Here is a 24,814-nt window from a genome sequence, read left to right as displayed (position 1 = left end):
AGCTCATCATTGCCTGCACTATACCTTTTCAACAGCGTTATTGAAATACCTGCTCTATTCCGCTGTATTTATGGATCGGATGACGCTCAGGCTCATATATTTTCGTGACTGCTTCAATTATTTCATTTCTTCTTGCTTCTATTTGCTCCAGCGGCAGCTCCACTACTATATTATCAACCGGATAAGGGCCTATGCGCCAATGCCCCAGTACAGCTCCTTTAAATTCCCCGTCTATAAGCAAATACTGCAGCACTTCAAGCCCCTTGTATTGCTTCAACAGCTCATCCATATGGGCTCTTACGATTATATCGGACCTGTCCAGCATGAATACAGCAGAAGGAACTTCAGTGGCAGCAAATTGATGGATATCATCGCTACAGATAAAGCCTTTGCCCAGCTCTGCAGCTTCTGCTTCAACAATAACCTGCTCTGCCAATAAAGTCTGCACTGCCTTTTGGATCGTTTTCAGCGGGAATTGGGACCAGCTCTTTATATTGGCAGCCGTAGCAAAAGCCATTGACCGTATAAAGGTGACAATTACTTTGGACGCCGCGCGTGCAAACTGATCCTCTCCTGTTTCGACCTTAAACCATTCTGTCTCAAAATCAAACCAGCCAGTATCCCAGTCGGTATCCGGCTGATGCTCATAGATAAGAAAGGCTTCATGCAAATCTTGAAGCGCTTTCGTTATTTCGGAGGCGCTGTATTGCTGAAGCTCCTGCTTAAGCTGATCTTTGGAAATTCCTCCGGAATACTTGATCACCTGCCATACATCCTCATGGACAGCGCCAGATTTAGTTAACGGCTTACGGAATGCAGCGGCATAGACAGGCAAATCCTCCTCCAGCACATAGCCGATTCTTCCGCCGCAAAACCTGCCTTTAATTAGCCGGTTGTTTTCCCGCAGCTCGCCTGTCAGCTGTTCGTCTGGAAAGGATGCGCGGTGCACAAGCTTGGGCGGGTCGCCCGGCCGAGTATTATGCACTGGAGAAACAGGCTGCAGCAGCTTGAACAATTGCATATACTCCTGCTCATTATGGAAGCTTTCGATAGGATTAATAAAACGTTGTCTGCTCAGGCGTTCAGCCAGTACTTGCTTCTTCTCTAGTGTAATCATAGCAGCCTCCTAAATATCATTCATCACTTTACAGTCTCACAATTGTACGTCCGCGCAGCTTGCCTTCTACGATTTGCTGCAGAGCGGTTGGCAGCTGCTCAAACGTAACCTCGTGAGCCATACGATTGAGATGCTTCGGCTTCAAATCAGAAGCAAGCCGCTGCCATACCCGCAACCGAAGCTCCATCGGACATTGGACGGAATCGATGCCTAGCCAATTGATACCGCGCAAAATAAATGGATATACAGTCGTGCTCACATCCGAGCCGCCCGTTAAACCGCAAGTTGCCGCTGAACCGCCATATTGCAATGAGCTAAGAACATTTTGCAGCGTGCTGCCGCCTACCGTGTCTACAGCTGCGGCAAAACGTGCAGAATGAAGCGCTCTTGGCTCAAGTGCGCTCAACTGCTCCCTATCAATGACTGAAGTTGCACCAAGCTCCAGCAAATACGCATGCTCTTCCCGCTTGCCTGTGCTGGCAATTACCTCGTAGCCTTTGCTTGCTAACATATCTACGGCGACACTTCCCACACCGCCCGTCGCGCCAGTCACGACAACAGGTCCGGCATCAGGTTTTAACCCGTTGTCCTCCAGTCTAATAACAGACAGCCCAGCTGTAAAGCCGGCTGTGCCAAGCAGCATCGCTTCCCGCAAAGAAAGCCCGCTTGGCAGCGGCACAACCCAATTTGCAGGAACACAAGCGAGCTCGCTGTACCCGCCATGCCAGCTTACGCCAAGACCATAGCCAGTCACAACAACCTCGTCACCGGCCTTATACTTCGGATCTGCAGATTGAATAACAGTGCCAGCCAAATCGATGCCCGGAATAAGCGGATAGCTCTTTGCAATTTGTTGCCATATGGCAATCATTCCATCCTTGAAATTCACGCTTGAATAGGCAACTTGAATCGTGACCTCTCCTTGAGGCAGTTCATTTTCATGCAGCTTCTTTTGCTCCATCGTTATGGAGCCGTCGTCATGCTGTTCCAATACGTACGCTCGAAATGCTTCCAACGCGATACCCGCCTTTCCTTTTTCCAAGCCTCGATTCCTTCGTTAATATTTCCATTTTACCATAAACCTGTCCTCATCACTGCTTCTTATGAACTCGCTGCGATTCCTTTTAGATTTACTATTTTGCGCCTGGCAACCACCAATTCCATTTGCCAAGCAGCACCATCACAGCTGGAACGAGCACCATTCTGATTATGGTAGCATCGATTAGAATGGCGGCCGCAATGCCGATGCCAAGCTGCTTTACGCCAACTACCTCGCCAAAAGCAAACGGTACGGTGACTGCGATCATAATGCCTGCGGCCGCGCTTATGAGCCTGCTTATTGAGGCTAAGCCAGTAATGACCGCATGCTTATTATCTGATGTAATTTTATACTCCTCGAAAATGCGGGATAGCAAAAATACCCCGTAATCCATACTGATGCCGAACACCAGTCCAAAAATAAATACAGGTATCATAATCGCAATATTTTCAGGCTCGGCCCCGATAATGCCTTTTTGAAACAGCCAAGTTAATATGCCAAACGCTGCGCCCAGGCTCATCAAATTCATCAAGATCGTTTTAACTGGAATAAGCAAGGAGCGAAAGGCTACAAGCAGCAGAACATAGGTGGTAGTCAAAATAAACAAAAATACTTTGTTCAGATTCGTAAAAATAGCGTCAAAAACTTCTTGCTCATATTTTGCTTCTCCGCCTACCAAAAAAGGCAAGTCTGCGGAAGCCCTGCCTTCTATCTCCCATTTTCTGAGCCAATCTCTTGTTGCTTCAGCCGATTTCTCACTTTGTAGCGTTACTAGCATAAGCATCCTATTACCGTTTTGGTAATAGCGATATAGCTCTGTATTTGTAAAAATTGACTTCACTACTAGTACATTAGGATCAGCCTGCAGTTTTTTCACTAGCTTATATGCATGGTACAAGTCATCTTTATTAAAGCGGTTGGCAGATGCTTCCGCAATAATCGCAACATCGGTCGTACTAACGGAGGTGAAGTGAGCTTCATAGCTCTCAAAGGCGATTCGGGAAGGATAGCTTTGCGGTAATGAGGATGCATCCGGTACGGACAGCTTCATACTGAACAAAGGAATAAAACAGAGGACAAGCAATAAGATGGCTATAGCGCCAGTAACAACCGGTCTTTTTACCGCAAGGCGGGAAAGAGCAAGCCATATGCTGTGGCGTGCACGAACAGGTGGTCTTTCTGATTTAATAATCCGCCATAGACTTAACAAAATAATTGGCATCAGCGTAAAAACGAGCATGACCGCTATCGTCAAAACGATTATAGCGCCAAGAGCGACGGAGTGAAACAACGGCAGCGGAATAAACATAATGCCGGCCAGACCGAGAAAAAAGCAAAGCGCAGAATAAAGAACCGCTCTGCCGGCAGAGGCAATGGTAGCATGCAGCGCTTGCTGCACTGGCTTTAGTTGCAATTCCTCACGAAACCTGTTTACAATCAACAGTGCAAAATCAATGCTTAAAGCTAGTCCAACCATAGGGATAACATTAAGCACAAAATTCGACAGTTCTATTTTTTGTCCTACGAAATACATGATCCCCATCGTGCTAGCAACTGTAATAACACCTATCACGATAGGGATTAGCGCAGAAACCAAACCTCCAAAAGCTATCCATAATATAATAAAAGCTATTGGTATGCCAATCCGTTCGGCATGGGTCAAATCACGCAAGCTTGCCTTGTTAACATCAGCTTGAACGACGGGCTTTCCAGTCAGCTTGGCGGAAGCGTACTGGCTTTGCGGCAGCAGACTGTTCAGCTGATCAATAATCGGCGCAATCTGAGAGCCTTTCTCATGAAAGGACAGCAGTGCATATGCATAATTTTTATTCATCATACCTGCATACAGCAGCGGTGATTGGATCGTTTTAACGCTTTTCAGCTGCTGCACATTTTGAAGTGTCTGATCAATATAAGCTCGAAACTGCTTAACAGACGACTTATTTTCAAAGACGATCATTACAGGATCGTCAGGCATATGAAAATCACTTGCGAGCCTATCCTGTACGATTGCGTATGCACCGCTCGGCATGAGCCCATGATCCTGCAGTACAAGCGGCAAACGGACAGAAAAAAAGCCGAGCAGCAGCAAAACGAGCAGCCAGAAGAGCATAATCGATCTGCGATGCTGCATAAGGCTGGAAAGAAGCCACTGAACAACCATGACGATGCTCCTTCCTGCAAACAATACAATCTTGCTTTACTATTCGTTCTGTTTAAGGCTTTAATCTTGTCTTTCGCACTAAACGATATGCGATGAAAGGCATCACTCGGACAATCGGAAGAAGCAGCTTTGTCATTCTCGGCTCCCCGAGCAGCCATTGCAGCATTTTCCCCCATCTTCTTGGACCATTAAATTGCCGCTTAACCGCTTGTGTGTATTTTAATCGCCACTGCCGCATCGTCAGCTCGCCCTTCAAATACTGGTCTGCAAGCGGCGCACAAAGCTCGGCAGAGCGCAAAGCCATTGACATGCCATCGCCGCATAACGGCGGAATCATAACAGCCGCATCGCCTACCGCAGGAAGAGTGCTCCAGGCCTGCGGCTTGCGCCTCAGATCAACCGGCGCTACTGCAGCTTCTGAGCCTTCAATTAATTTGGCGCCTGCGAGTCTTTTTTGCAGTGCGCTGTTGCTTTTGCAAGCAGCTTCGAGCCATTCAGCTACTGATTTTGGTTTTTGGGAAAAAGCTCGCTGGCTAATAAGCGCAGCGATATTAACCTTGCCCTCTTCAATAGGGGAAATGCCCAGATAGCCTCCAGGAAAAAAATAAAGCTCTACTGCTGATTGTATGGCAGCTCCATCATAATGAGCCTTAATTCCGACATAAGCATGCTTTGCCTCGCGCTTCAGCCTATTTCTGAAATGAGCTGCCTTTTCTGCCCCTATGTAATTGGAATGCCGCTCAGGCTCAGCTGACGTAAAAGCAACGCCTGCACCGCCAATCGCTCCCCATGCTGAAATTGCAATTTTGGCTTCGAAAGCGATGGTATGCTTATTTTGCACAGCTTCGATACGGTAGCTATCGGCAGCGCAGTTTATTGATCTGACCTTAGCTCCGGTCATCACATGCACGCCAGAGCATTGTGCAGCTTCAATAAGCGCAGCATCCAGCATGAAGCGGCTAATGCCAAGCGCTGCTCCAGGCAGCGGGACAGCCAACTGTTCACCGTTAGGAAGTATTAGATTGGCATGCGCAATAAGACTAGGCTCAAGTGTCATAATTGCCTCTGACAAACCAAGCTTGTGAAGCATTCCTATTGATTCCGGAGACAGAAATTCTCCGCAAACCTTATGTCTCGGAAAGGTTTTGCCTTCAAGCAGCACCGTGCTCCAGCCACGCTCCGACAAGCTTTTTGCAAGCGTGCTGCCAGCTACGCCTGCGCCTATAATGACAGCATCATAATATTGGCTCGACATCGCTATCCACTCCGATTGCTGTTTTTGGCTCCGCTGTCCGTAATGATTACAGCATAACGAAATAGCGGACGCCATGAATAATATAGCTCCGGTCCGTCCAGCGCGCCTCGAAGCCGCTTCCAATCATAGTTGCGAAAGCCTTTGGCGACAGACAAAGGGCCATCGTTCAATATGTATCTGTTCCCAGACATGACGCGCGTAGCCAGCCAGACTGCAAGCCACGCCAACGGATGACGATGGATATCATTAATTACAACACCGAGCCTGGCAGCCTTCAGCATGCTTTGAGCGACCCGCGGCAATGCCGCGTCTGCAAAATGATGAATAAATTGCGATCCTGTTACAATATCTGCGCCAGCCGCGGGCAGCTCAAACAAATTACAGCGTATAACTTGAACGCGCGGCTCATTGTTAAAAAGCTGCCTTGCCTCTGCACATGCTTCCTCGGTAATATCAGCTAATGTAATGCGCATATCGATGCCGTTTTTGTCAGCCCAGCGCAGGAGCTGCCTGTTCACATCTCCAGAGCCGCATCCGACATCGAGCACAGCCAACCGCTTTGGCCTCCCTGCCGCTGTCCATAAGCGGCGCACGCCGTACAAGCAAGGCGCTGCTGCTCCAAAGAGGCGGTTCAGCCATCGCAATTGCCGCAAAGCTTCACGCAGCTCTCCTCCGCCCATTGAGCTATCATCCATCAATTCGTCTTCGATAGCTCTGTATTTAAGCGGCCTAAGCATAGGTTTCATCTTTCAGCTCTGCAATAGCAGAAGCTGCAGCTGGAATATAGCTTATCTGAATCATTTCACAAGTAAGTCCGGGGCCAAATGCTAGCGCAATACCGCTTGTCTTGTCTGCTAAGTTATTAATCAGCTGCTTTCTCATCTCATCGAGCACAAACAGAATCGTAGCAGAGGACATATTTCCGTATCGTTCTAGGATGGTGCGGCTGGGGCCCGTTTGCTCCTTGTCCAGACTATACACCTCTTCCAGCACGTCGATGATTCCTTTGCCGCCAGGATGAATAGCCCATAGCGATGGCAAAGCGTCGCTGCCTTGCAGCCGCTCAATCTGTTCCGGTATAAACTCGCGAATAAGCTTAGGGATTTTTGTAGAAAGATACAGATCAAAGCCATAATTGCCAACTTCCCAGACCATTTCTTCGGCACAACCCGGCAATAGAACAGAATGGCTTGTACCTAGTTCAAAGGAAGCCGGGCGGCTGCCGGCCATACTTGATGCAACAACGCAAGCTGATGCTCCGTCTCCAAAAAACGAAGCGCCAAATAATGCCTCGCGTGCCGTAGATGGCTGAATATGCAGCGTGCACAGCTCTACTGTTACGATCAGCACTTTGGCATGGCGGTCATGTTGAATGAGCTCCTTGGATAAGCAGATAGCTTTGAGGCCTGCAGCACATCCAAGAAAATTAAGGGGAATGCGGTTTACCGTCTCTCTAAGTCCAAGCTCCTTCACAAGCAAGGTGTCCAAACCGGGAAGAAATTGGCCTGTACAGCTGACGGTAATAAGGTGAGTAATTTCAGAGGATTGAATTTGACTGTCTTTTAAGGCTTTTTGTGCAGCGCGAAAAGCGATAGGTACGGATTGCTGCTTGTACATCGCCATTCGCTCTTTCGTTGTCGGCACCAGATGGTTTGCGGCCAGCGAGAAATAACGGCAGCTGTCTGAAGGCTCTAGTAAATTAGGCTCGCAGGTATACCGTGTTTTTACGCCGCACTGCTTAAACAATCGCTTCGCCCATCTTGCTGAATCCGGATATGCATGCAGCGCTTGTGCCAGCCGATGAGCAGTTTCATCTTGTTCGAGACGATAATCAGGCACAGCTGTGCCTATCCCGATAATTGCAGAAATTTCATGATTCATATTAAAATAACCTCCCTAGCCTGCACACCATACATAACAAAGCAGACAACCCTGTTTGTACCATCTTATTCGCGGGATTATTGCTATATGCTGGAAATCATATTACACCTTTCGCGCACGATAAAAGAGAGGTCGGCTTTTGTACAAAAATAAGAACAAGTGTAAGGCTCCCCTTACACTTGTTCTTATTTTTCTTCGGTAAACGCGTCTGCCAAAAAGCAGCGAAGCTGTTTATCCTTATATAGCTATAGGAGGTTCAAGCCCTGCCTCACACAGCAGCCCCGAGCCTGCTTTCCATTATCGATCGAATATCATGCACCAATTGAATGGAGGCTTCTATCTCGACCTTTCTTGTCGACAAGCTCTCTATGCTGCATCCGATCGGAATCCCTTTTTCGAGGCCAAAATCAAACAGCTCTTCAAAAATTTTGCGAGATTCCTTGACAGACTTTTCAAGTACATCAACAGAGTATTTAAGATCATTATCAAGCCATTTAGGAATGCTGATGCCGAGCCATTTCATAAATTCTAATGTTTTGGCAGAACCGCAAGGCGCAAGATTGAATAAAATAGGCACAAGCTCCTTATTGTTATCCTTGCAATAATAATAATAATCGGACAAGAAGTTTTTTGACGCTTCTACATTATAAGTAGCCTGCGATATAAAAAAGCGGCAGCCGCTATTAATTTTGCTAATAATACGCAAATGCTCGTCATTTTTTTTCATATGACGCTCTGGAATAACAACGCCGCCAAAAGTCAAATTATTACTGATCTGACTGCTAAGCTTATACGCATCAGCCAAGCTTATATTGACGATTTCCTTGCTCGAGGAAGCTCCTACAAAAACAGAGAAACGGTCCTGCTCTTGCTCAGCCTGCAGCCAATTCGTAAATTGCTCTTCTGTGTTTTTACCTACGCAGCGATAAATAATTTTAGGCATTTGCAGCTCGCTTAAATAATCATTGCTGTATTTCGTAGGTTCAATAGTCGGCAGGTATGGAAAGGGGCGATCCTCATCGATGCGGTCGCTTTCCTCCTGCACATCGTATAAAATCAAACCGTCAATTTGAAGCCCGTGCAATCTTTCACACTGCTTCTGCGATATTTCGGCTATTTTTTCTGGCGTATGAGTATGCTTAGGCGGAGTCATCCCATATGTTAGTATGCCTGGCTCTCTTCTAAGTATTTTTTCTTTTAACATTTGCTGCACATCCTCTATTTGATAATTCCATTATAAACGCATTTGGAAACTAAGGAAAGACAGGCCGCATATTTGCTTAGCAGCCTGTCTGCTTAGTCGCTCCTCGCCTTTGGCTTACACAGTTGCGCTATGACTGGAACGTGCTATGCTTGTCGCCGCCACCATATTGCGCAGCGCTTCAACTGTTTCTTCCTTGCCGCGCGTCTTAAGGCCGCAATCCGGATTAATCCAGAATAGTCTTGCGTCAAGCACCTGGAGCGCGCGATCGATCATGCTTGTCATTTCCTCAACAGCAGGAATTCTAGGACTATGAATATCATATACGCCAAGTCCGATTCCTTTGCCGTACGTGTTCAGCTCGAAGCTGTGAATAAGCTCTCCGTGACTGCGGGACGTTTCTATGGAAATAACATCTGCATCCATCGCATCAATGGAGCCAATCATATCATGGAATTCACAATAGCACATATGCGTATGGATTTGAGTCGTATTTTGTACAGTGCAAGTCGTCATGCGGAATGCCTTGACAGCCCAGTCCAAATAGTTGGCCTGATCTTCTTCCTTCAGCGGCAAGCCTTCGCGGACGGCAGGCTCATCCACTTGGATCATGCCGATTCCTGCTTTTTCAAGCGCTTCTACTTCTTGTCTGAGTGCATAAGCCAGCTGATAAGCAATCCGCTCGCGAGAAATATCCTCGCGGACGAATGACCAGTTCATTATCGTAATCGGTCCCGTCAGCATGCCTTTTACAGGCCGTTTTGTCAATGATTGCGCATATTTTGTTTCTTCTACAGTCATCTCGTTTACAAAAGCTACATCGCCATAAATAACAGGCGGCTTTACGCAACGGGAGCCGTATGATTGCACCCAGCCGTTTTGAGTAAAGGCAAAGCCGGCCAGCTTTTCGCCAAAGTACTCAACCATATCTGTACGTTCGAATTCGCCATGTACGAGTACATCAAGGCCGATTTCCTCCTGCAGCTTAATCCAATCATTGATTTCATCTTGAATAAAGGCTGCGTACTGCTCTTTCGTCCAATCCCCCTTGCGCCACAATTGTCGCGCTTTTCTGACTTCTGCCGTCTGAGGAAAGCTGCCAATTGTCGTTGTCGGGAATATCGGCAGCTGCCACTTTGCCTGTTGAGCTGCGAGACGCTCGGCGAAAGGCAGCTGGCGCTCCAGCTTCGTTTGAGCTATTAAAGCGACAGCATCTTGAATATCCTGACGCTTGCGTTTGCTGGAATGCTTGAAGGCTTCGCATGCGCGTTCATTTTCCGCAAGCTCTGCACTTATTGCATGCCCCTCGCCATGTGCCGCTTTTGTCAGCCACACAATTTCATCCAGCTTTTCATCAGCGAATGCCAGCGCATCCTTAAGCTCCTTATCGAGCTTCGTTTCAAATTGTACGGAAACCGGAACATGCAGCAGACTGCAGGAAGATTGAATAATGAGCTGATCTTCCGTGACATGCGATTGAATAGCTTTTAGCAGCTCTAACTTTTCTTTAATGGAAGCTTTCCAAATGCCGCGTCCGTCGATTAATCCTGCCCCTAGCACTTTATCCTTTGGAAAACCAAATTTTTTGATGGATGCCAAATTACCGGCAAAACCATGAACAAAATCTAGCCCTATCGCTTTTACTGGAAGCTTGACAATCTCTTCATATTGATCCGCCGCTTCGAAATACGTTTGCAATATAACATTCAGATTCGGCGCCGCAGCTGCTAACTGTCCATAGATGTTTGACAGCCGCTTCACATCCTCAGCGCTAAGCTTTGTAGAAATAACTGGTTCATCGATTTGCACCCATTGAACGCCTTCTTTTTCAAGCTCCTGCAATACTTGAATGTACAGCGGAAGCAAGCGCTCGAGCCACGCGTCAAATTCGGCAGCAGCATAACCTTTGGACAGCTTAAGGAAGGTTAAAGGACCAATAATAACCGGCTTGCCCGCAATCCCTAGCTTTTCCTTGGCCTCGCGATAAGCGAGCAGCGGTTTATTTTCAGTGAGGAAGGGCTCTGCCCCATCCAATTCTGGCACAATATAATGATAATTCGTATTAAACCATTTGGTCATTTCACTAGCGGCTGCATCCTTAGTCCCGCGGGCAATACCATAATAGACAGACAGCGGAACGTTTCCACCGTCATATGCAAATCGTTTTGGCACTATTCCAAACATGGTCGCCGTATCTAAAATTTGATCATAGTAGCTGAAATCATTAACAGGAATAAGCTCGATTCCCTTCTCCTGAAGCTTGCGCAAATGCTCCAAGCGCAGCTCCTGCAATTGCTGCTGGAAATCTTTTTCCTCCAGCTTGCCTGACCAAAACGCCTCCAGTGCTTTTTTCCATTCCCTATGCGCACCTATGCGAGGATATCCCAAAACGCTATTTTTAACCATATCATGAGCTCCTTCACTACTTGTTACATGTAAGATACCACGAAAAGAATGCTATAGTGTAACTGGATTATGCTATGGTTAGATATAACTAAAAGCTATAACAGAAATGGCAGGGCTTCGTTTTTTTATAAGCAGTAACCAAAAAACAATCAAGGCTGACCACGAAAAAAGCAATCATCCTATAGCGAGCTGCATGCTCTAAGATCATTGCTTTCTCCTGTTATTTTGTTGTTTTTTCTTGTGCTTGAAGGTGAGCCGTGAATCGCATTTGCTTAATTTCCTCTTTAGACAGCTCAGGAAGTGATGGATCCGTCTTTACGATAACGAAGCGGGAATCTCCCTCCCATTTAACCTTGGCTCCGAACGTTTCAAGTACAAGCCGCGCCGGGATATACGTTCTTCCGCCGGCAAGGCGAGCAGGCGTATTTAACGTTTGCTTTTTTCCATTAATATAGACATTTTGGGAATCTATCTTTAATTGAATGGTAGTCTTGTCTTTACTTGCCGTTACTACTCGATTTACGGGATCCCAGTTGATTTTGGCCTCCAGCTTTGTCAACAGCTCGCGGAATGGCACTAAAGTATACTGATTTTCAATTATCGGCTCGTTCTGCAGCTTTTGCAGCTCATTATTCCATACAATAGCAGCCTTATATCCGACTTTATCAGCTGGAGCAACTTCATCAATGAGCCAGTCTCCAACTTTTGGCAGATTTTCGCGAATTGGATTACTTAAGAAATCAATCCATTCTCCTGTATTGGCATCAATTGATGGATGAACCCCATTGTAGAACAACGGCACACCGGGCTTGATTCGAAGCGTATAGTGAAGAATAAGTACACCATTCTTACCGGGTACATACTCGCGATTCAAATCATATAAGGACAATAAACGTTTTTGTGCCAGTTCAATCGGATATCTAGGCACAGCTTTATCTGTAAACTTTGGCGGATCAGCATAATAAAGACTTGGGAACTTCCCTTTTGAGTCCAGTACATACCTATAGTGAAGGGAATAAGCCAGACGTTTACTGGCAGGTCCATTCTCCTCTGCCCAATGCAAATACGGTTTAATTTCATTAATAATAATTTTCGCCGCTGCCGGTGTAGTAATAAATTCGCTCTCTTTTTCAAGCGCATCATTGGCCGCATAAACATTATTTGTCCAATACACTTCGTAGGAGGCAATTTCGCCTGTAACACGATCTACTAATATAGCCATATGATTACTGTCATCACGATAACCGTTATGAAGTCGGTCATAATGCACCCAATGGACTGTTTTCTCTTGATCTCGAGTATTGTATTCCGATACCGGATAACGGTCGTGAATCCAATCATCCTTAAGCTGCCAGCTTTGCTTGCTTGCAAACTGATCTGCAATGGCGGTTGCTTCTTCAAAAGAAATTTTCTGTTTGCTTTCATCATAAGGAGGCTGCATCAAATCTCCCGTATATTTGTATAAACTGTATTTCACTCTGAAACTCGTCAGCTCTCCATCAACAGCAGATATAGCCAGTTCACCGGTATGGCGGGCATTGCCATAAAAGTCCTTCTCAACGGTCTTGAAGGTAAGCTCCCAGTAAGCACCATTAAATTTAGCCGTCACCTTTGCGCCTTCTGGCAGCAGCAGCAGCTCCTCGGCACGTTCAATAGCTTGATCAGCATTATTTATTTTCAAATCGTTTATACTTGCGGCATAAGTAGCTGCAGGACTTGTCAAATCCACTGCTCCTATTGCCAGCGCTGCTGCAGCTACTAAGGCGCAAGCCCGCTGCACAGCCTTTTTCTTTATAAATCTATGCATGCGTTTTGTTCATCCTCTCTCCTTTAAAAGATATAATCATTGCATAGTTAGACGTTATGTACTACAAAAAGTTTCCAAGGATTTAATGAATTAAAAGCAATAAGTTACGTGGAAATAGAAAAAACAAAAACCCGTGCAATGAAGCGCTTTTGAGCGCTGTGCACAGGTTTCAAAATTTCTAGTAATTTATTCAGCCGACAATTGCTTTACCAGTTCATCCAAACTGATATCAGCCAGGGATGACAACAGCAAGTCATAGTTTTCAAATGTCATATAACTGGTCACTTCATTAGGCGTAACTACTGTCTTGATGCCAGCACACTTCGCCGCAAACAATCCATGCCTGGAATCCTCAAAGGCAATCGCTTCAGCCGGCTTAATCTGCAGCCATTCTAGCGCTTTTAGATATAACTCTGGGTTAGGCTTTACCTTCTCTACATCGTCAGCAGATGCAATAAATTCGAAATAGTGCCCAATATTAAATGCCGTTAAATATTTTTCAATCCAATGTCTGTGTGAGCTGGATGCGATTGCTAAACGCAAGCCCGCTTGCTTGGCTGCAGCCAAATAATTCTCAATGCCTGGCCGCAGCGTTTGCTTCACCATATACTCATTATGCTTTTCAGCTGTAAAAGCTTCCAACTGTTTATGATCAAATGACCGTTTCGTTTGCTCCTCAAGATTTATATGAGGATTAAAGGCTTCAAAGCCTGTTCCAACGCATTGCCCCCAAACCTCGAGCGGCAAATCAACATTATAGCTGCTATACAAATCACGATAAGCATAATACCAAGGTGTCTCCGTATCCACTATGGTTCCGTCGAAATCAAAAATAAGAGCTTTAATCAATTGGCTTCACCTATCCTGTCCTCTCTCTTATTTAAAAAGCAAAGAATTATTTTATCTACTCCCTACTATATCATTTAATTTCAATCGTTTCATTCGTTTTATATCTCCATGCTTCGCTGGCTGTCCCGGGCTTATGAAATATACTTTAATATGCCAATACTAGCTGCATTTCTTCAATTTGTTTAGGAAACTTACATTGGAAAGCTCTTGACGTGTTCCACATGGGTATAGAGGCAGGTATCAACCAGCATATATTGCTTGTTGCCCTGTCTACAAGGAATCTACAACTTCAATAGATGGTCAGTCGTTCCGTTATTTGGCCCAAAATTGCAGTTTTGAGGAGGTAAAGTGACACACGTTCCGCTATTGGTCAATAAATCGAAGAAAAAGTCCCATATAAATCCGAATAGCGGAATGTGTGACCATCTCCATTCATTGTGCACATTTGGTAAGCAAAAGAAAAGGGATCGGAGAGCAGGTTTGAGACTGGAGAAGCGGCAGCGTCCGCCTTTGTAGGCTAATTTTAACCATTAGTTTGGCACAATTCGCAAAATATTAGGCTCCACGAACACTTGTCCATTCTGCCTTGACAGCAGGCACCCAACAACAGCAACGCAAAAAATAGCCCATCAGGCTGCTTGGCGCAGCCTAATGGGTTAATTAATTGGATGCTATACATTTGTAAGCTACAACATTTGTAAGCTATAAAATGTCAGCTAATGTCAGCTATAGAAGCTTGCCGCCTTTTCTATGAAATGCTTGCGATCCTCAGTCAAATCATCCTCATAGTAAATCGCACCGACGGGACAAGCCGTTTCACATGCACCGCAGTCAATACATACATCTGCATTAATAAAATACTGGTCTTCACCTTCCGCTATACAATCGACGGGACATACATCAACGCAATCTGTTGCTTTTTCTCCAATACAAGCTTCCGTTATTACAAAAGCCATTCTCTTCACACCTTTCACCATGATCTGATTTCTTGTGCAAAAAAATAGTAAATGGATATTGCGGCTGCTATTTATCGGAATTCGCTATTCAAACTCGATTTCCTTCTTGTCTCTACTAAAAATAATATGCTTTTCATTCAAAAACTTGACCAAAATCTATTTCCTGTTTGATCACAGAATGTTACTATGTAACAAGCATAGTTTTAGGTGCAATAGAAATACATATTAGTAATTACATTTTATTAGAGAAAGAAGGTTGATGAAGCTGTTTAGACGTATTATGTTGTTTCTGCTAACTAATATTTTAGTCATTACAACGATTTCTATTATTTTTGCTGTTTTTGGCATAGGCAATTACATTACGGAGGATGGCATTAATTTTGCATCCTTGCTCGTATTTAGTGCTGTTGTCGGTTTTACTGGGTCATTTATTTCCCTTGCCATGTCCAGATGGATGGCTAAAATGGCGATGCGCGTTTCCGTTCTTGATCCTAGTAAGCCTCTGTCTTCTCAAGAGCGAGACATCGTTGAACGGGTACATTATTATGCGCGTGCTGCCGGGCTTACTCATATGCCGGAGGTTGGTATTTATCAATCCCCAGAAGTAAATGCTTTTGCAACAGGCCCTTCCAAGAAACGCTCACTCGTAGCTTTGTCTACAGGGCTGCTTGATCAATTGGACAACGATGCGGTTGACGGCGTAATCGCCCATGAAATTGCCCACATCGCAAACGGCGACATGGTAACCATGACGCTGTTGCAAGGTGTCGTCAATACATTCGTCGTCTTTTTATCTCGTATTGCAGCTTATATCGTATCCAGCCTTGTCAAACGCGATGAGCTTAGCGGTATCGTACATTTTGTATGTATCATTGTGTTTCAGATTATTTTCTCTATACTTGGCACCATTGTCGTCATGGCATTTTCCCGATATCGCGAGTACCATGCGGATGCGGGCGGCGCAGCCTATGCGGGCCGTGACAAAATGATTCACGCGCTGCAATCCTTGAAGAGAAAGCATGAGCTTATTGATAACAGCCAAACTTCGCTTGCTACTTTAAAAATTAGCAATCGTCCAAAAATGCTTTCCCTCTTCTCATCCCATCCTGCTCTCGATGATCGTATTCAGCGTTTGCAGCAATAATCTAAACGTAACGCAAAGGGCAATTCCGCAGTCATTCCATTTGACTGACAGAATTGCCCTTTTTATTGTTTATCCCGCTACATCTCTTTTGGTAAACATAAACCACGCGATCAGCTGGAATACGATGTAGTAGACTGCAAGCATAATAATGGAGAAGGATAACGTCATTTCCGGCCTTAGCGGATGACCGTTTGCATATCTGCTAAGATCGATATTGGCAAATAGCAAATATTTGACCCACTCGTACTTGGCAAGCACCGATACTAGTGTATTTCCCATCAATATGCCTAATAAAGAAAAGCCTATAGCCATTGAAGAGCTGCGGAAGGAAGCGGATATCATAAATGCGAAAGTGACATACATGATAAGCTCAATGACGCTGTAGCCGTATTTTTGCAGTACGTTTAATACCATGGAGCTTTCTACAATCTGGCCGTCAGCGCCGATTGAAATCTTAGGCTGGGACAAGCTATCGAGCCCTTCCAAAGAAGCTCCTATGGCAAATGAGACAGCGAAGCATAAAACGAGCAGCAAGATGGCAAACATAAAAGTTGATATATATTTACAGAGCAAAACCTTCGCTCGTGATGCAGGCCCAACAAGCAATAGCTTAATCGTTCCCCATGAAAATTCTGCTGCAACCATATCTGCTGCGACTATAACCGTAAGGATCGTGACTAAAATAATTAAAGCGGAAGATGTGTCCATATAAGACCATAATGTATATGCGTATGGATTTATATTATTATCCAAATAATACTCATTTACTTTAATGCGATTCTCTAAGTTTATGGCTGTTTGCTCATCAAATGCTCCTTCATTTTCTGTGAGCGCTTGACGCATTGATTCGTTGCCCTGTGTAATCTCCTCGCGCCAATTCGACTGATCGGACTGCGACGATTGGTCCCACTTCATAATCCCTGCCACAAGCATTAATGCTATAATCAGCAGCCCTATCATTGCCCAAGTACGGGGTCTGCGGTATATTTTCATATTTTCATTTTTAATCAACATAGCTGCACTAGACAATTTGTTCACCCCTTGTTAGCTCCAAAAATTGATCTTCAAGTGAATAATTATCCGTCCAAATGCCGTATATGTCGATTTGTCCATGTACAAGTGTTCGAATAATTTCCGGAATACGCTCCTTGCCAGCTGTAATATGAAGCCCGTCAGCTTGTGCAATCACGCTTAGATCTGGCAATACAGCAGCTAATTGCTCCAGCGCTTGCTCTGGGTCTGTTACCTCTACTCTAATTTTATTGCTGCTGGCTGCGTTTTTCATCTCGCTTATTGTACGCACATCTATAAGCTTGCCTGTCTGAATAATCGCTATCCGATCGCACATCAGCTCCATCTCCGACAGCAGATGTGAGGAGACGATAACCGCGATCCCTTCCTCTCTTGCCAATTGGCGCAAATAATCTCGCAGCTCGCGAATGCCGGCAGGATCCAAGCCGTTAGTCGGCTCGTCAAAAATAAGCACGGATGGCTTATGCAGCAAAGCCTGCGCTACGCCAAGCCGCTGACGCATGCCGAGCGAGTAGCGCTTTACCTTCTCGTGGATGCGATTTTCCAAACCTACAAGCTTAACAACCTCATTAATTCTTTCCTTTGTCACTCCCGCATGTCTTCTGCCAAACATGACCAGGTTTTGATAGCCGCTCAAAAATTTATACATTTCCGGATTCTCAACGATAGCGCCAATATGCGTCATCGCAAGCTCGAAATGCTTGCTTACCGAAATGCCTTTAACTAATATTTCGCCTTTAGTCATTCCGATTAGTCCCACAATCATGCGAATCGTCGTTGTTTTCCCCGCACCGTTTGGCCCTAGAAAACCGAACACCTCGCCTTTCGGAACATCAAATGACAGATTGTCCACAATAACGCGGCTGCCAATTTTTTTGGTTACGCCGCGAAGCTGCAATACTGCTTCATCACTCACTGCTGTTAACCCCCTGCAAATCTCATAGTATGCGATAACTATAACGTAATTTTGCCAGAGCATAGAATGGTCTTCAGTCTAAATGCTAGCTGGACCCTGGTCCAGTCAGCTGTTGGACTTTAGAATAGCTGACTAATGAAATCCATTGCGCAATCCTTTCTGAACGATTACACTTTTTAAGTAGTGAATAACCTTGTACAACATGCGAGTGATAGTAATGGAGGTCTGGAAATGTCTACGATTATTGTAAATTGGGGGCAATCACGCGTAGCCTTGACTTGGGAGCAAACCATAAATCTTCCGCCAGCACAGCTTATTACAAGCGTGCATGGATTTTGCTTTTACGAAGAAAAGCTGTTATTAGTAAATCTGCATGCTCGCGGCTGGGATTTTCCAGGCGGACATATAGAATTGGGTGAAACGCCTGCGCAATGCATGAGGCGTGAAGCGCTGGAGGAGGCCTATGTAGAAGGAGTTTGCCAGTTGTTAGGTGCTATATGTGTTGATCACAACGACAATCCGAATTGGACGGAGCAAAGCCCATACCCGAAAGTTGGCTATCAAGTGTTCTATCGGATGAATGTTACAACGCTCCGTCCTTATCTGGCTGAATATGAAGCGGGCGAAAGAATTTTTATCGAGCCCGCAGAAATAAGCCAGTTTTATAAAAACTGGCATTCTGTCTATCAGGAAATATTGGATTATGCATGCAGTAAAATTTCTTCCACCTGATCAAATGCTTCATCTACAGTCTGAACTTTAACCAAATAGTTTTTTTCCAGCTCATATTGACCTTGCGAGAAGGAATATTTGGGATCGTAGTAATAAACGAGCATCATCTCAACTGCAGCTGCGTATTTTTCGGCTTCCAGGCAGGATTGGATTTCATGTGCAATAGGCGTATGAATTCTGGACTTGATTCGCTGGAAAGCCTGCAGGCAGGCTTCATTGTTTTTCCAAGGCTCATAGTCCTTTAATATTTGCTCGACACGCGCTTGCACGGGCAGTTCAATCATAATGGCAATACCGGTCTCTTTCTTGCTCATCAAAAAATCAGGAATGACGGCTTTACCGACTCGTTTGCTTTCCGCTTCAACGGCAAAGAAAGCGGCGTTTTGGGTCGCAAGCAGCTCTTCTACGAGCAGGCCTTCAAACATTTTCTGATTATTCGGTTCAAGCCCGATTCCTCCAAATATAGAGCCGCGATGGCCTGCCATTCCCTCCAAATCAATTACTGCATGGCCTTTTTCCTTCAACCGGCGCAATATGTCCGTTTTTCCGCAGCCTGTATTGCCCTGCAGCACGACCGCTTTCGGATTATAATTCATCGTCTCAAGCTGCCCGACTACCCACTGGCGATATGATCTGTAGCCGCCAATTAAACGAGAAGCTTGAATTCCCATTAATGAAACGACGGTTGCAGACGTTTTGCTTCGCATCCCGCCTCGCCAACAAAACACCGTTTTCTCGCCCGGAATTTCGGAAAACCGTTTTATAAAAGCTGGCAATTTAGCAGATACAATTTCCAAGCCGCGCTGTTTGGCAGCTTCTACACTGACCTGCTTATAGATTGTTCCAACCTCCGCCCGCTCCTCATCATCAAATAAAGGAATATTGATACTGCCTGGTATTGTCGCCAGTTTGAATTCGGATGGCGAACGCACATCAATCGTTGTTACCGTGTGAGCTTGCTTATGCAACCTCCACTTTTCTAGCGTTATATCTTGAAACATATTAGCAGCGCCACACTTTCAATCAGCATTAAGAAACGTAAATCCGGCCTTGTCCTTCTCCTATTACTTCGCCAATTAAGGCCGCCTCTATACCTGCATGTACGAATTGCTCCAGCAATTGCTCCGCTTCATCAGCAGCGACAGCAATCAGCAATCCTCCTGAAGTAACGGCATCGCATAAAATCCACTGATCAAGCTGGTCAAGTCCTTCTGGAAATACGACGTCTGCCTTAATGTGGTTATAATTGTTTTTCGTTCCTCCAGGTACAAAGCCAAGCTCTGCCAGCTCTCTTGTACGCGGCAAAACAGGCACACTATCTCTATGAACCGAAAATTCGGCTTTGCTGCCCTTGGCCATCTCCAGCAAATGTCCCAACAGACCGAAACCAGTAACATCTGTGCAAGCATGCACCGTATACTTGCTCATTATTTCAGCTGCCTGTCTGTTCAATGCAGACATGACTTTCGTAACCCGATCGATTTCTTGTTCCGACAATTGATTGTTTTTAAGAGAAGTCGTCATAATGCCGACACCGATCGGTTTCGTTAAAATAAGCTTATCTCCCAGCTTTGCTCCTGTGTTCGTTCTTACTTGTTCCGGATGCACAACGCCAGTAACAGCCATGCCGAATTTTGGCTCCTTATCATCAATGGAATGGCCGCCGACAATAGTAACACCGGCTTCTGCAGCCTTATCCGCAGCTCCGCGCATGATTTCCGCCAATATTTGCTTGTCCAATGTAGTAATTGGAAATGCAACGATATTAAGAGCCGTAAGTGGTGTTCCACCCATTGCATAAATATCACTAATCGCATTAGCTGCCGCAATCTGGCCAAAGGAGTAAGGGTCATCAACGATGGGCGTGAAAAAATCAACCGTTTGTACGATGGCGAGCTCATCATTTAGTTTATAAACGCCGGCGTCATCACTAGTATCCAATCCTACTAATAAATTCGGGTTTGGCTTAGCGGGCGGGAGACTGCGTACAACTTGCCCCAAATCAGCCGGGCCGATTTTGCAGCCGCACCCGCCTTTGCTTGATAACGCCGTTAACTTAACGGTTTGCTGTTCCATTTTTTATCATCCTCTTTCATAAAGTGAAAAATCTTATCCTGTCGCCTCGAAATGTGTTAAGATTGCAACGTTATATGCTCTAATAATTGCTTTTGCAACTATTTACTTACCTTAAGTTATTATAAAACTTAAATTGTATCCCTTTCAAGGCTGTATAAGTAAGCTTCTGTTATAAAAGCACATACTTAAATGATGTATAATCAATGTTTTCATTATTAATTTAACAGGGGCTTGATGAAAGCGTGATAAAACTTGCTTGTAGCAATAATGCGATCCTGTTATACTGCATAAAGATATTATCCCCCCTATAAATGAAAAGGTTGTTTGATATGTTACCATTTTCCCGATTGTGCAAGTGCAAGCCCCCCATCCCGTAATCTCAACAAACAACATGATTTGATTGAGATTTTGCAAGTATAGGGGGAAGTAAAAATGTTAAGAAAAATCTCAGCACCGTCATTATTGTTATTTATCGTATTAGTAGGATTTCCGCAGATAAGCGAAACGATCTACACACCGTCACTGCCTGATATTACGGAGCAGCTTCAAGCAAGCAGCAATCATATTCAATTAACGTTAAGCATCTATTTTCTCGGCTTTGCTATCGGTGTATTTTGCTGGGGCAGATTATCCGATTTAATTGGCCGCAGACCTTCCCTTCTTTGGGGGATTGCTGTCTATGGGATCGGCAGCCTTGGCTGTTATTTGTCTCCATCTGTTGAATGGCTGCTAGTTAGCCGTTTTATTCAAGCGTTCGGAGCAAGTACAGGCTCTGTTGTAACACAGACTATATTACGGGAGAGTATCCCGGACGATCGGCGCCATGTCATGTTCGCCCAAATTTCCGCCGCTCTCGCCTTTACTCCCGCCGTCGGACCATTGCTGGGCGGATGGATAGATCAATGGCTTGGCTTTCGCGCTGTCTTTATGACCTTAATTGTGATAAGCGTTGCTATATTCGCCTATACATGGACTTCTTTGCCGGAAACGCGAAAAGCAGCCTCTATTAAAAATACCAGCTCCTTTGCAGTAGCTAGGAGAATGCTTAAAGATGGCCGCATCTGGGCATTCGGTTTCTTGATTGGCGCAACGAACGGGATTCTTTTTAGCTATTATGCTGAAGCTCCTTTTATTTTCATTGAATTTTTCGGGCTCGAACCTGGTTGGTTTGGATTGCTTGGCATATTTGTGGCCTTGTCATCCATATTGGGCGCCATGCTGTCCAAGCAGCTTTTAAGCCGGCTGACCGCTGAAAATATTATTGCTCGTGGTTGCCTTACGGCTGCAGCCGGAGCTTTGTTATTAGTGCTTCTTACCTTCATTAACCCGCTGTCCAATGTGTTCTCACTGGTCGGCATCATTTTTTGCCTCTTTATTTTGCTGCTCGGCGTCGGTATGGCAATTCCGAATTGCCTAAGCCTGGCACTTGTACAATATAAGGATGTGGTTGGTACTGCGGGAGCGGTGTTCGGTTTGGGTTACTATTTACTCGTTAGTCTGATTACGAGTGGCATGAGCTATTTGCATAACGGTTCCTTGCTTACGATGCCGCTGTATTTTCTCGGCCTGTCCATTGCAATGGTTTTGGTCAGCAAAGTTCTTGCAAGCAGAAGCACGATGTATATGAAGCAACAACGATAAACGACTCCGCCATCCTTAGGACAGGCGCGTTTACCGATGAAATATAGGAACATGTATAAAGTGAAAACTTATACTTTCCTATATTTTAATAGATAGGAGCTGGCCCAGTCGGGTCAGCTCCTTTGTAGATTTTATTTAATTTACAATTTAACCGTTGGATGCGTGATATGCGTTATCTACCGCTTCCTGCTCTTAATCTCCGCTGCGATTTGTGCTGCAAGCTCTTCCGGCTTTCTTTGCCCCAAATCTCCTTCGCCGCGTTTTCTGACGGATACTGTATTATTATTTCTTTCTGCTTCCCCCAAAACGAGCATATAAGGGACCTTCTGCAGCTGCGCTTCGCGAATTTTATAGCCGAGCTTCTCATCGCGCACATCTAACTCAATACGAATTCCTTCCTTATCAAGCAGCTGCTTCACTTGAAGAGCATCATCCAAATAATGGTCAGAAACAGTCAGCAGCTTTACGTGAACCGGGGCCAGCCAAAGCGGAAATGCTCCTGCAAAATGCTCAGTCAATATTCCGATAAATCTTTCTATGGATCCATAAAGCGCACGGTGAATGACTACTGGACGATGTTTTAAACTATCCTCGCCGATATAGCTTAAATCGAATTTTTCTGGCATTTGAAAATCAAGCTGTATCGTACCGCACTGCCAGCTGCGCTTTAACGCATCCAAAATGTGAAAGTCTATTTTTGGTCCGTAAAAAGCGCCGTCGCCTTCATTAATTACATAATCTGCACCCAGCTTATCCAATACGTTTTTAAGCGATTGCTCCGCTTGATTCCACAATTCCTCCGAGCCCATCGAATTTTCCGGCCGAGTTGACAATTCGATGCGATAGCTAAAGCCAAGCACCTCATATACATGATCAATCAATGCAATGACACGGCTGATTTCCTCCTCGATTTGCTCAGGAAGCACGAATAAATGAGCATCATCCTGACAAAACGTGCGAACCCGCATCATGCCGTTCAATGCTCCAGAAAATTCATGGCGATGCACTTGGCCGAATTCAGCAATCCGAATGGGCAGCTCGCGATACGAGTGCAGGCTGTTTTTGTAAATCAACATATGTCCGGGGCAATTCATTGGCTTGAGTGCGAACTTCGTATCATCAACATTTGTAAAATACATATTATCTTTATAGTGATCCCAGTGCCCCGATTGCTCCCAAATGCGATTATTCATCATCAACGGTGTCCGAACCTCTTCATATTCCCGTTCCCGCTGCAGTTCTCTAGCGAAGCTTTCCAGCTCATTGCGAATCGTCATTCCTTTAGGCAGGAAAAACGGCATGCCAGGCGCCTCCTCAGAAAACATAAACAGCTCCAGCTCCTTGCCAAGCTTGCGATGATCACGTTTCTTCGCTTCCTCAAGCATATGCAAATGCTCATCCAGCTGCGCTTTTTTTGGAAAAGCAGTGCCGTAAATTCGCTGCAGCATTTTATTGTTGGAGTCGCCGCGCCAATAAGCGCCAGCTACGCTCATCAGCTTGAACGCTTTAATTTTTCCAGTAGTCGGCAAATGAGGTCCGCGGCACAGGTCAACAAATTCACCTTGACGATACAGGGAAATTTCTGCTTCCTGAGGCAGATCGCGAATTAATTCCAGCTTAAGTGAATCGTCTAACCCCTCAAACAGATTAATCGCTTCCGAGCGGCTGACAATCTGTCGAGTTATCGGCAGGTTCTCTTGGACGATGCGGGCCATCTCTCTCTCAATTTCCGCCAAATCGTCTGTAGAGAATGTTTTGTCAATATTAATATCATAATAAAAGCCATCTTCAATGACAGGGCCGATACCAAGCTGTATTTTGCTGCCGCTATACAGTCTTTTTATAGCTTGAGCCATCAAATGGGCTGTGCTGTGGCGATATATATCTAGACCATCCTTGCTGTCGAGTGTAATAATGTCCAGCTGAGCATCATGCTCAATCTGATAGTTCATGTCTACAAGTTTACCGTCAAGCTTGCCTGCAATCGCATTTTTCTTAAGTCCTGCGCTAATTGATTCAGCAATTTGCCCAACAGTTGTTCCAAGTTCATACCTCCGTTTTATTCCATCCTGCAGCATAATTTCCATAACATGCTCTCCTCCAATCTTCAAGATTAAGTTTATATGAACGCAAAAAAACGCAGCTCTCCTCGAAGGGACGAGTGCGTTCAGCTCGTGGTTCCACCCTAATTCGACCTGATGCAGGTAATAACTGCAGCAAGGTCCTTATTAGTATCCAGTAACGGGGATAAAACGGTGCCGCATAATGCTGCCATCAGACAGGTTCAACGCCACAGCTACAAAGGGGTAATATTCGCGCCGTAATTGAAGAAGCTTTCAGCAAACGCTCCTCTCTCTGGGCAATTCGTACACGATATCATGTCTTTGATCAATGCTCTATATGAATGACTTTGACTCAGCTTACTAAACTTGCTTTAGAAAAGTCAAGTTTTTTAGTCAATTCTATTAAAAAAGTTAATTTGACACATTTCCTTTATCGCGATATTATTTATGCGTAATGATTACGTTTATCTATTTTTAGGGAAAGGAGGAAAGATATTGCGCATTGCCTCTAACCGTCAACACATTCATCTTTTTT

Annotated in this window: 19 protein-coding genes; 3 read left to right on the top strand and 16 right to left on the bottom strand. The window is 45.0% G+C overall.

Translation table 11 applies throughout. The features are described 5' to 3' along the window. Positions 1 to 37: 37 nt before the first annotated feature. The 11 genes from ACRRU2_RS03960 to ACRRU2_RS03910 form a co-directional block, all read right to left on the bottom strand. Complete coding sequence (locus ACRRU2_RS03960; protein ID WP_432500009.1) at positions 38 to 1,117, bottom strand: DNA glycosylase AlkZ-like family protein; 1,080 nt, start codon at positions 1,115 to 1,117, stop codon at positions 38 to 40. 28 nt (positions 1,118 to 1,145) lie between these two features. Then, entirely contained in the window at positions 1,146 to 2,132 is a 987-nt protein-coding gene (locus ACRRU2_RS03955) for an acryloyl-CoA reductase (RefSeq protein WP_432500008.1), read from the bottom strand. Between the two features lie 118 nt (positions 2,133 to 2,250). Further along, positions 2,251 to 4,320 (bottom strand): MMPL family transporter, encoded by a 2,070-nt coding sequence (locus ACRRU2_RS03950; protein ID WP_432500007.1) that lies wholly within the window; start codon positions 4,318 to 4,320, stop codon positions 2,251 to 2,253. A 52-nt stretch (positions 4,321 to 4,372) separates the two neighbouring features. Beyond that, complete coding sequence (locus ACRRU2_RS03945; RefSeq protein WP_432500006.1) at positions 4,373 to 5,575, bottom strand: NAD(P)/FAD-dependent oxidoreductase; 1,203 nt, start codon at positions 5,573 to 5,575, stop codon at positions 4,373 to 4,375. A 2-nt stretch (positions 5,576 to 5,577) separates the two neighbouring features. Next, positions 5,578 to 6,312, bottom strand: coding sequence for a methyltransferase domain-containing protein (locus tag ACRRU2_RS03940; protein WP_432500100.1), 735 nt, complete (start codon positions 6,310 to 6,312; stop codon positions 5,578 to 5,580). Continuing rightward, entirely contained in the window at positions 6,305 to 7,456 is a 1,152-nt protein-coding gene (locus ACRRU2_RS03935) for a type III polyketide synthase (RefSeq protein WP_432500004.1), read from the bottom strand. The genes ACRRU2_RS03940 and ACRRU2_RS03935 overlap by 8 nt, the downstream gene beginning before the upstream one ends. A 268-nt stretch (positions 7,457 to 7,724) precedes the next feature. Then, entirely contained in the window at positions 7,725 to 8,660 is a 936-nt protein-coding gene (locus ACRRU2_RS03930; RefSeq protein WP_331702020.1) for a methylenetetrahydrofolate reductase, read from the bottom strand. A 114-nt stretch (positions 8,661 to 8,774) separates the two neighbouring features. Further along, positions 8,775 to 11,063, bottom strand: a complete 2,289-nt coding sequence (metE, locus tag ACRRU2_RS03925) for a 5-methyltetrahydropteroyltriglutamate--homocysteine S-methyltransferase (RefSeq protein ID WP_432500003.1) — start codon at positions 11,061 to 11,063, stop codon at positions 8,775 to 8,777. A 220-nt stretch (positions 11,064 to 11,283) separates the two neighbouring features. Continuing rightward, a complete protein-coding gene (locus ACRRU2_RS03920; protein ID WP_432500002.1) occupies positions 11,284 to 12,870 on the bottom strand; it encodes a copper amine oxidase N-terminal domain-containing protein in 1,587 nt (528 codons plus the stop codon). Between the two features lie 186 nt (positions 12,871 to 13,056). After that, complete coding sequence (locus ACRRU2_RS03915; RefSeq protein WP_432500001.1) at positions 13,057 to 13,719, bottom strand: HAD family hydrolase; 663 nt, start codon at positions 13,717 to 13,719, stop codon at positions 13,057 to 13,059. A 722-nt stretch (positions 13,720 to 14,441) separates the two neighbouring features. Next, the gene (locus ACRRU2_RS03910) at positions 14,442 to 14,675 is read right to left on the bottom strand and encodes a DUF362 domain-containing protein (RefSeq protein ID WP_331702024.1); all 234 of its coding nucleotides are present in this window, start codon (positions 14,673 to 14,675) and stop codon (positions 14,442 to 14,444) included. A 265-nt stretch (positions 14,676 to 14,940) separates the two neighbouring features. Between ACRRU2_RS03910 and htpX the strand changes: the two genes are divergently transcribed. Beyond that, positions 14,941 to 15,819, top strand: coding sequence for a protease HtpX (htpX, locus tag ACRRU2_RS03905; RefSeq protein WP_331702043.1), 879 nt, complete (start codon positions 14,941 to 14,943; stop codon positions 15,817 to 15,819). Between the two features lie 69 nt (positions 15,820 to 15,888). Here the strand turns inward: htpX and ACRRU2_RS03900 are convergent, their stop codons facing one another. Together ACRRU2_RS03900 and ACRRU2_RS03895 are read right to left on the bottom strand one after the other, a co-directional pair. Further along, entirely contained in the window at positions 15,889 to 16,857 is a 969-nt protein-coding gene (locus tag ACRRU2_RS03900) for an ABC transporter permease (protein ID WP_432500000.1), read from the bottom strand. Then, positions 16,841 to 17,767 (bottom strand): ABC transporter ATP-binding protein, encoded by a 927-nt coding sequence (locus ACRRU2_RS03895; RefSeq protein ID WP_331702026.1) that lies wholly within the window; start codon positions 17,765 to 17,767, stop codon positions 16,841 to 16,843. Before ACRRU2_RS03895 ends, ACRRU2_RS03900 begins: the two co-directional genes overlap by 17 nt. Positions 17,768 to 17,998: 231 nt before the next feature. On the opposite strand from ACRRU2_RS03895, the gene ACRRU2_RS03890 reads away from it, so the two are divergent. Continuing rightward, positions 17,999 to 18,499, top strand: coding sequence for an NUDIX hydrolase (locus ACRRU2_RS03890; protein WP_432499999.1), 501 nt, complete (start codon positions 17,999 to 18,001; stop codon positions 18,497 to 18,499). On the opposite strand, the gene mnmH is transcribed toward ACRRU2_RS03890, so the two are convergent. Further along, complete coding sequence (mnmH, locus tag ACRRU2_RS03885) at positions 18,469 to 19,500, bottom strand: tRNA 2-selenouridine(34) synthase MnmH (protein ID WP_432499998.1); 1,032 nt, start codon at positions 19,498 to 19,500, stop codon at positions 18,469 to 18,471. The genes ACRRU2_RS03890 and mnmH overlap by 31 nt on opposite strands. 28 nt (positions 19,501 to 19,528) lie before the next feature. Beyond that, positions 19,529 to 20,575: a selenide, water dikinase SelD gene (gene selD / locus ACRRU2_RS03880; protein WP_432499997.1), complete on the bottom strand. Its 1,047-nt coding sequence runs from the start codon at positions 20,573 to 20,575 to the stop codon at positions 19,529 to 19,531. A 432-nt stretch (positions 20,576 to 21,007) separates the two neighbouring features. On the opposite strand from selD, the gene ACRRU2_RS03875 reads away from it, so the two are divergent. Then, positions 21,008 to 22,216: a multidrug effflux MFS transporter gene (locus ACRRU2_RS03875; protein ID WP_432499996.1), complete on the top strand. Its 1,209-nt coding sequence runs from the start codon at positions 21,008 to 21,010 to the stop codon at positions 22,214 to 22,216. Between the two features lie 176 nt (positions 22,217 to 22,392). Here ACRRU2_RS03875 and thrS read toward each other — a convergent pair whose 3' ends face one another. After that, complete coding sequence (thrS, locus tag ACRRU2_RS03870; RefSeq protein ID WP_331702044.1) at positions 22,393 to 24,303, bottom strand: threonine--tRNA ligase; 1,911 nt, start codon at positions 24,301 to 24,303, stop codon at positions 22,393 to 22,395. Positions 24,304 to 24,814: the final 511 nt, after the last annotated feature.

This window comes from Paenibacillus sp. GXUN7292, from assembly GCF_050864975.1.
Taxonomy (GTDB): domain Bacteria; phylum Bacillota; class Bacilli; order Paenibacillales; family Paenibacillaceae; genus Pristimantibacillus.
The sequence above is the reverse complement of the archived record's forward strand: the minus strand, read 5'-3'. Positions and strand labels throughout refer to the sequence as shown.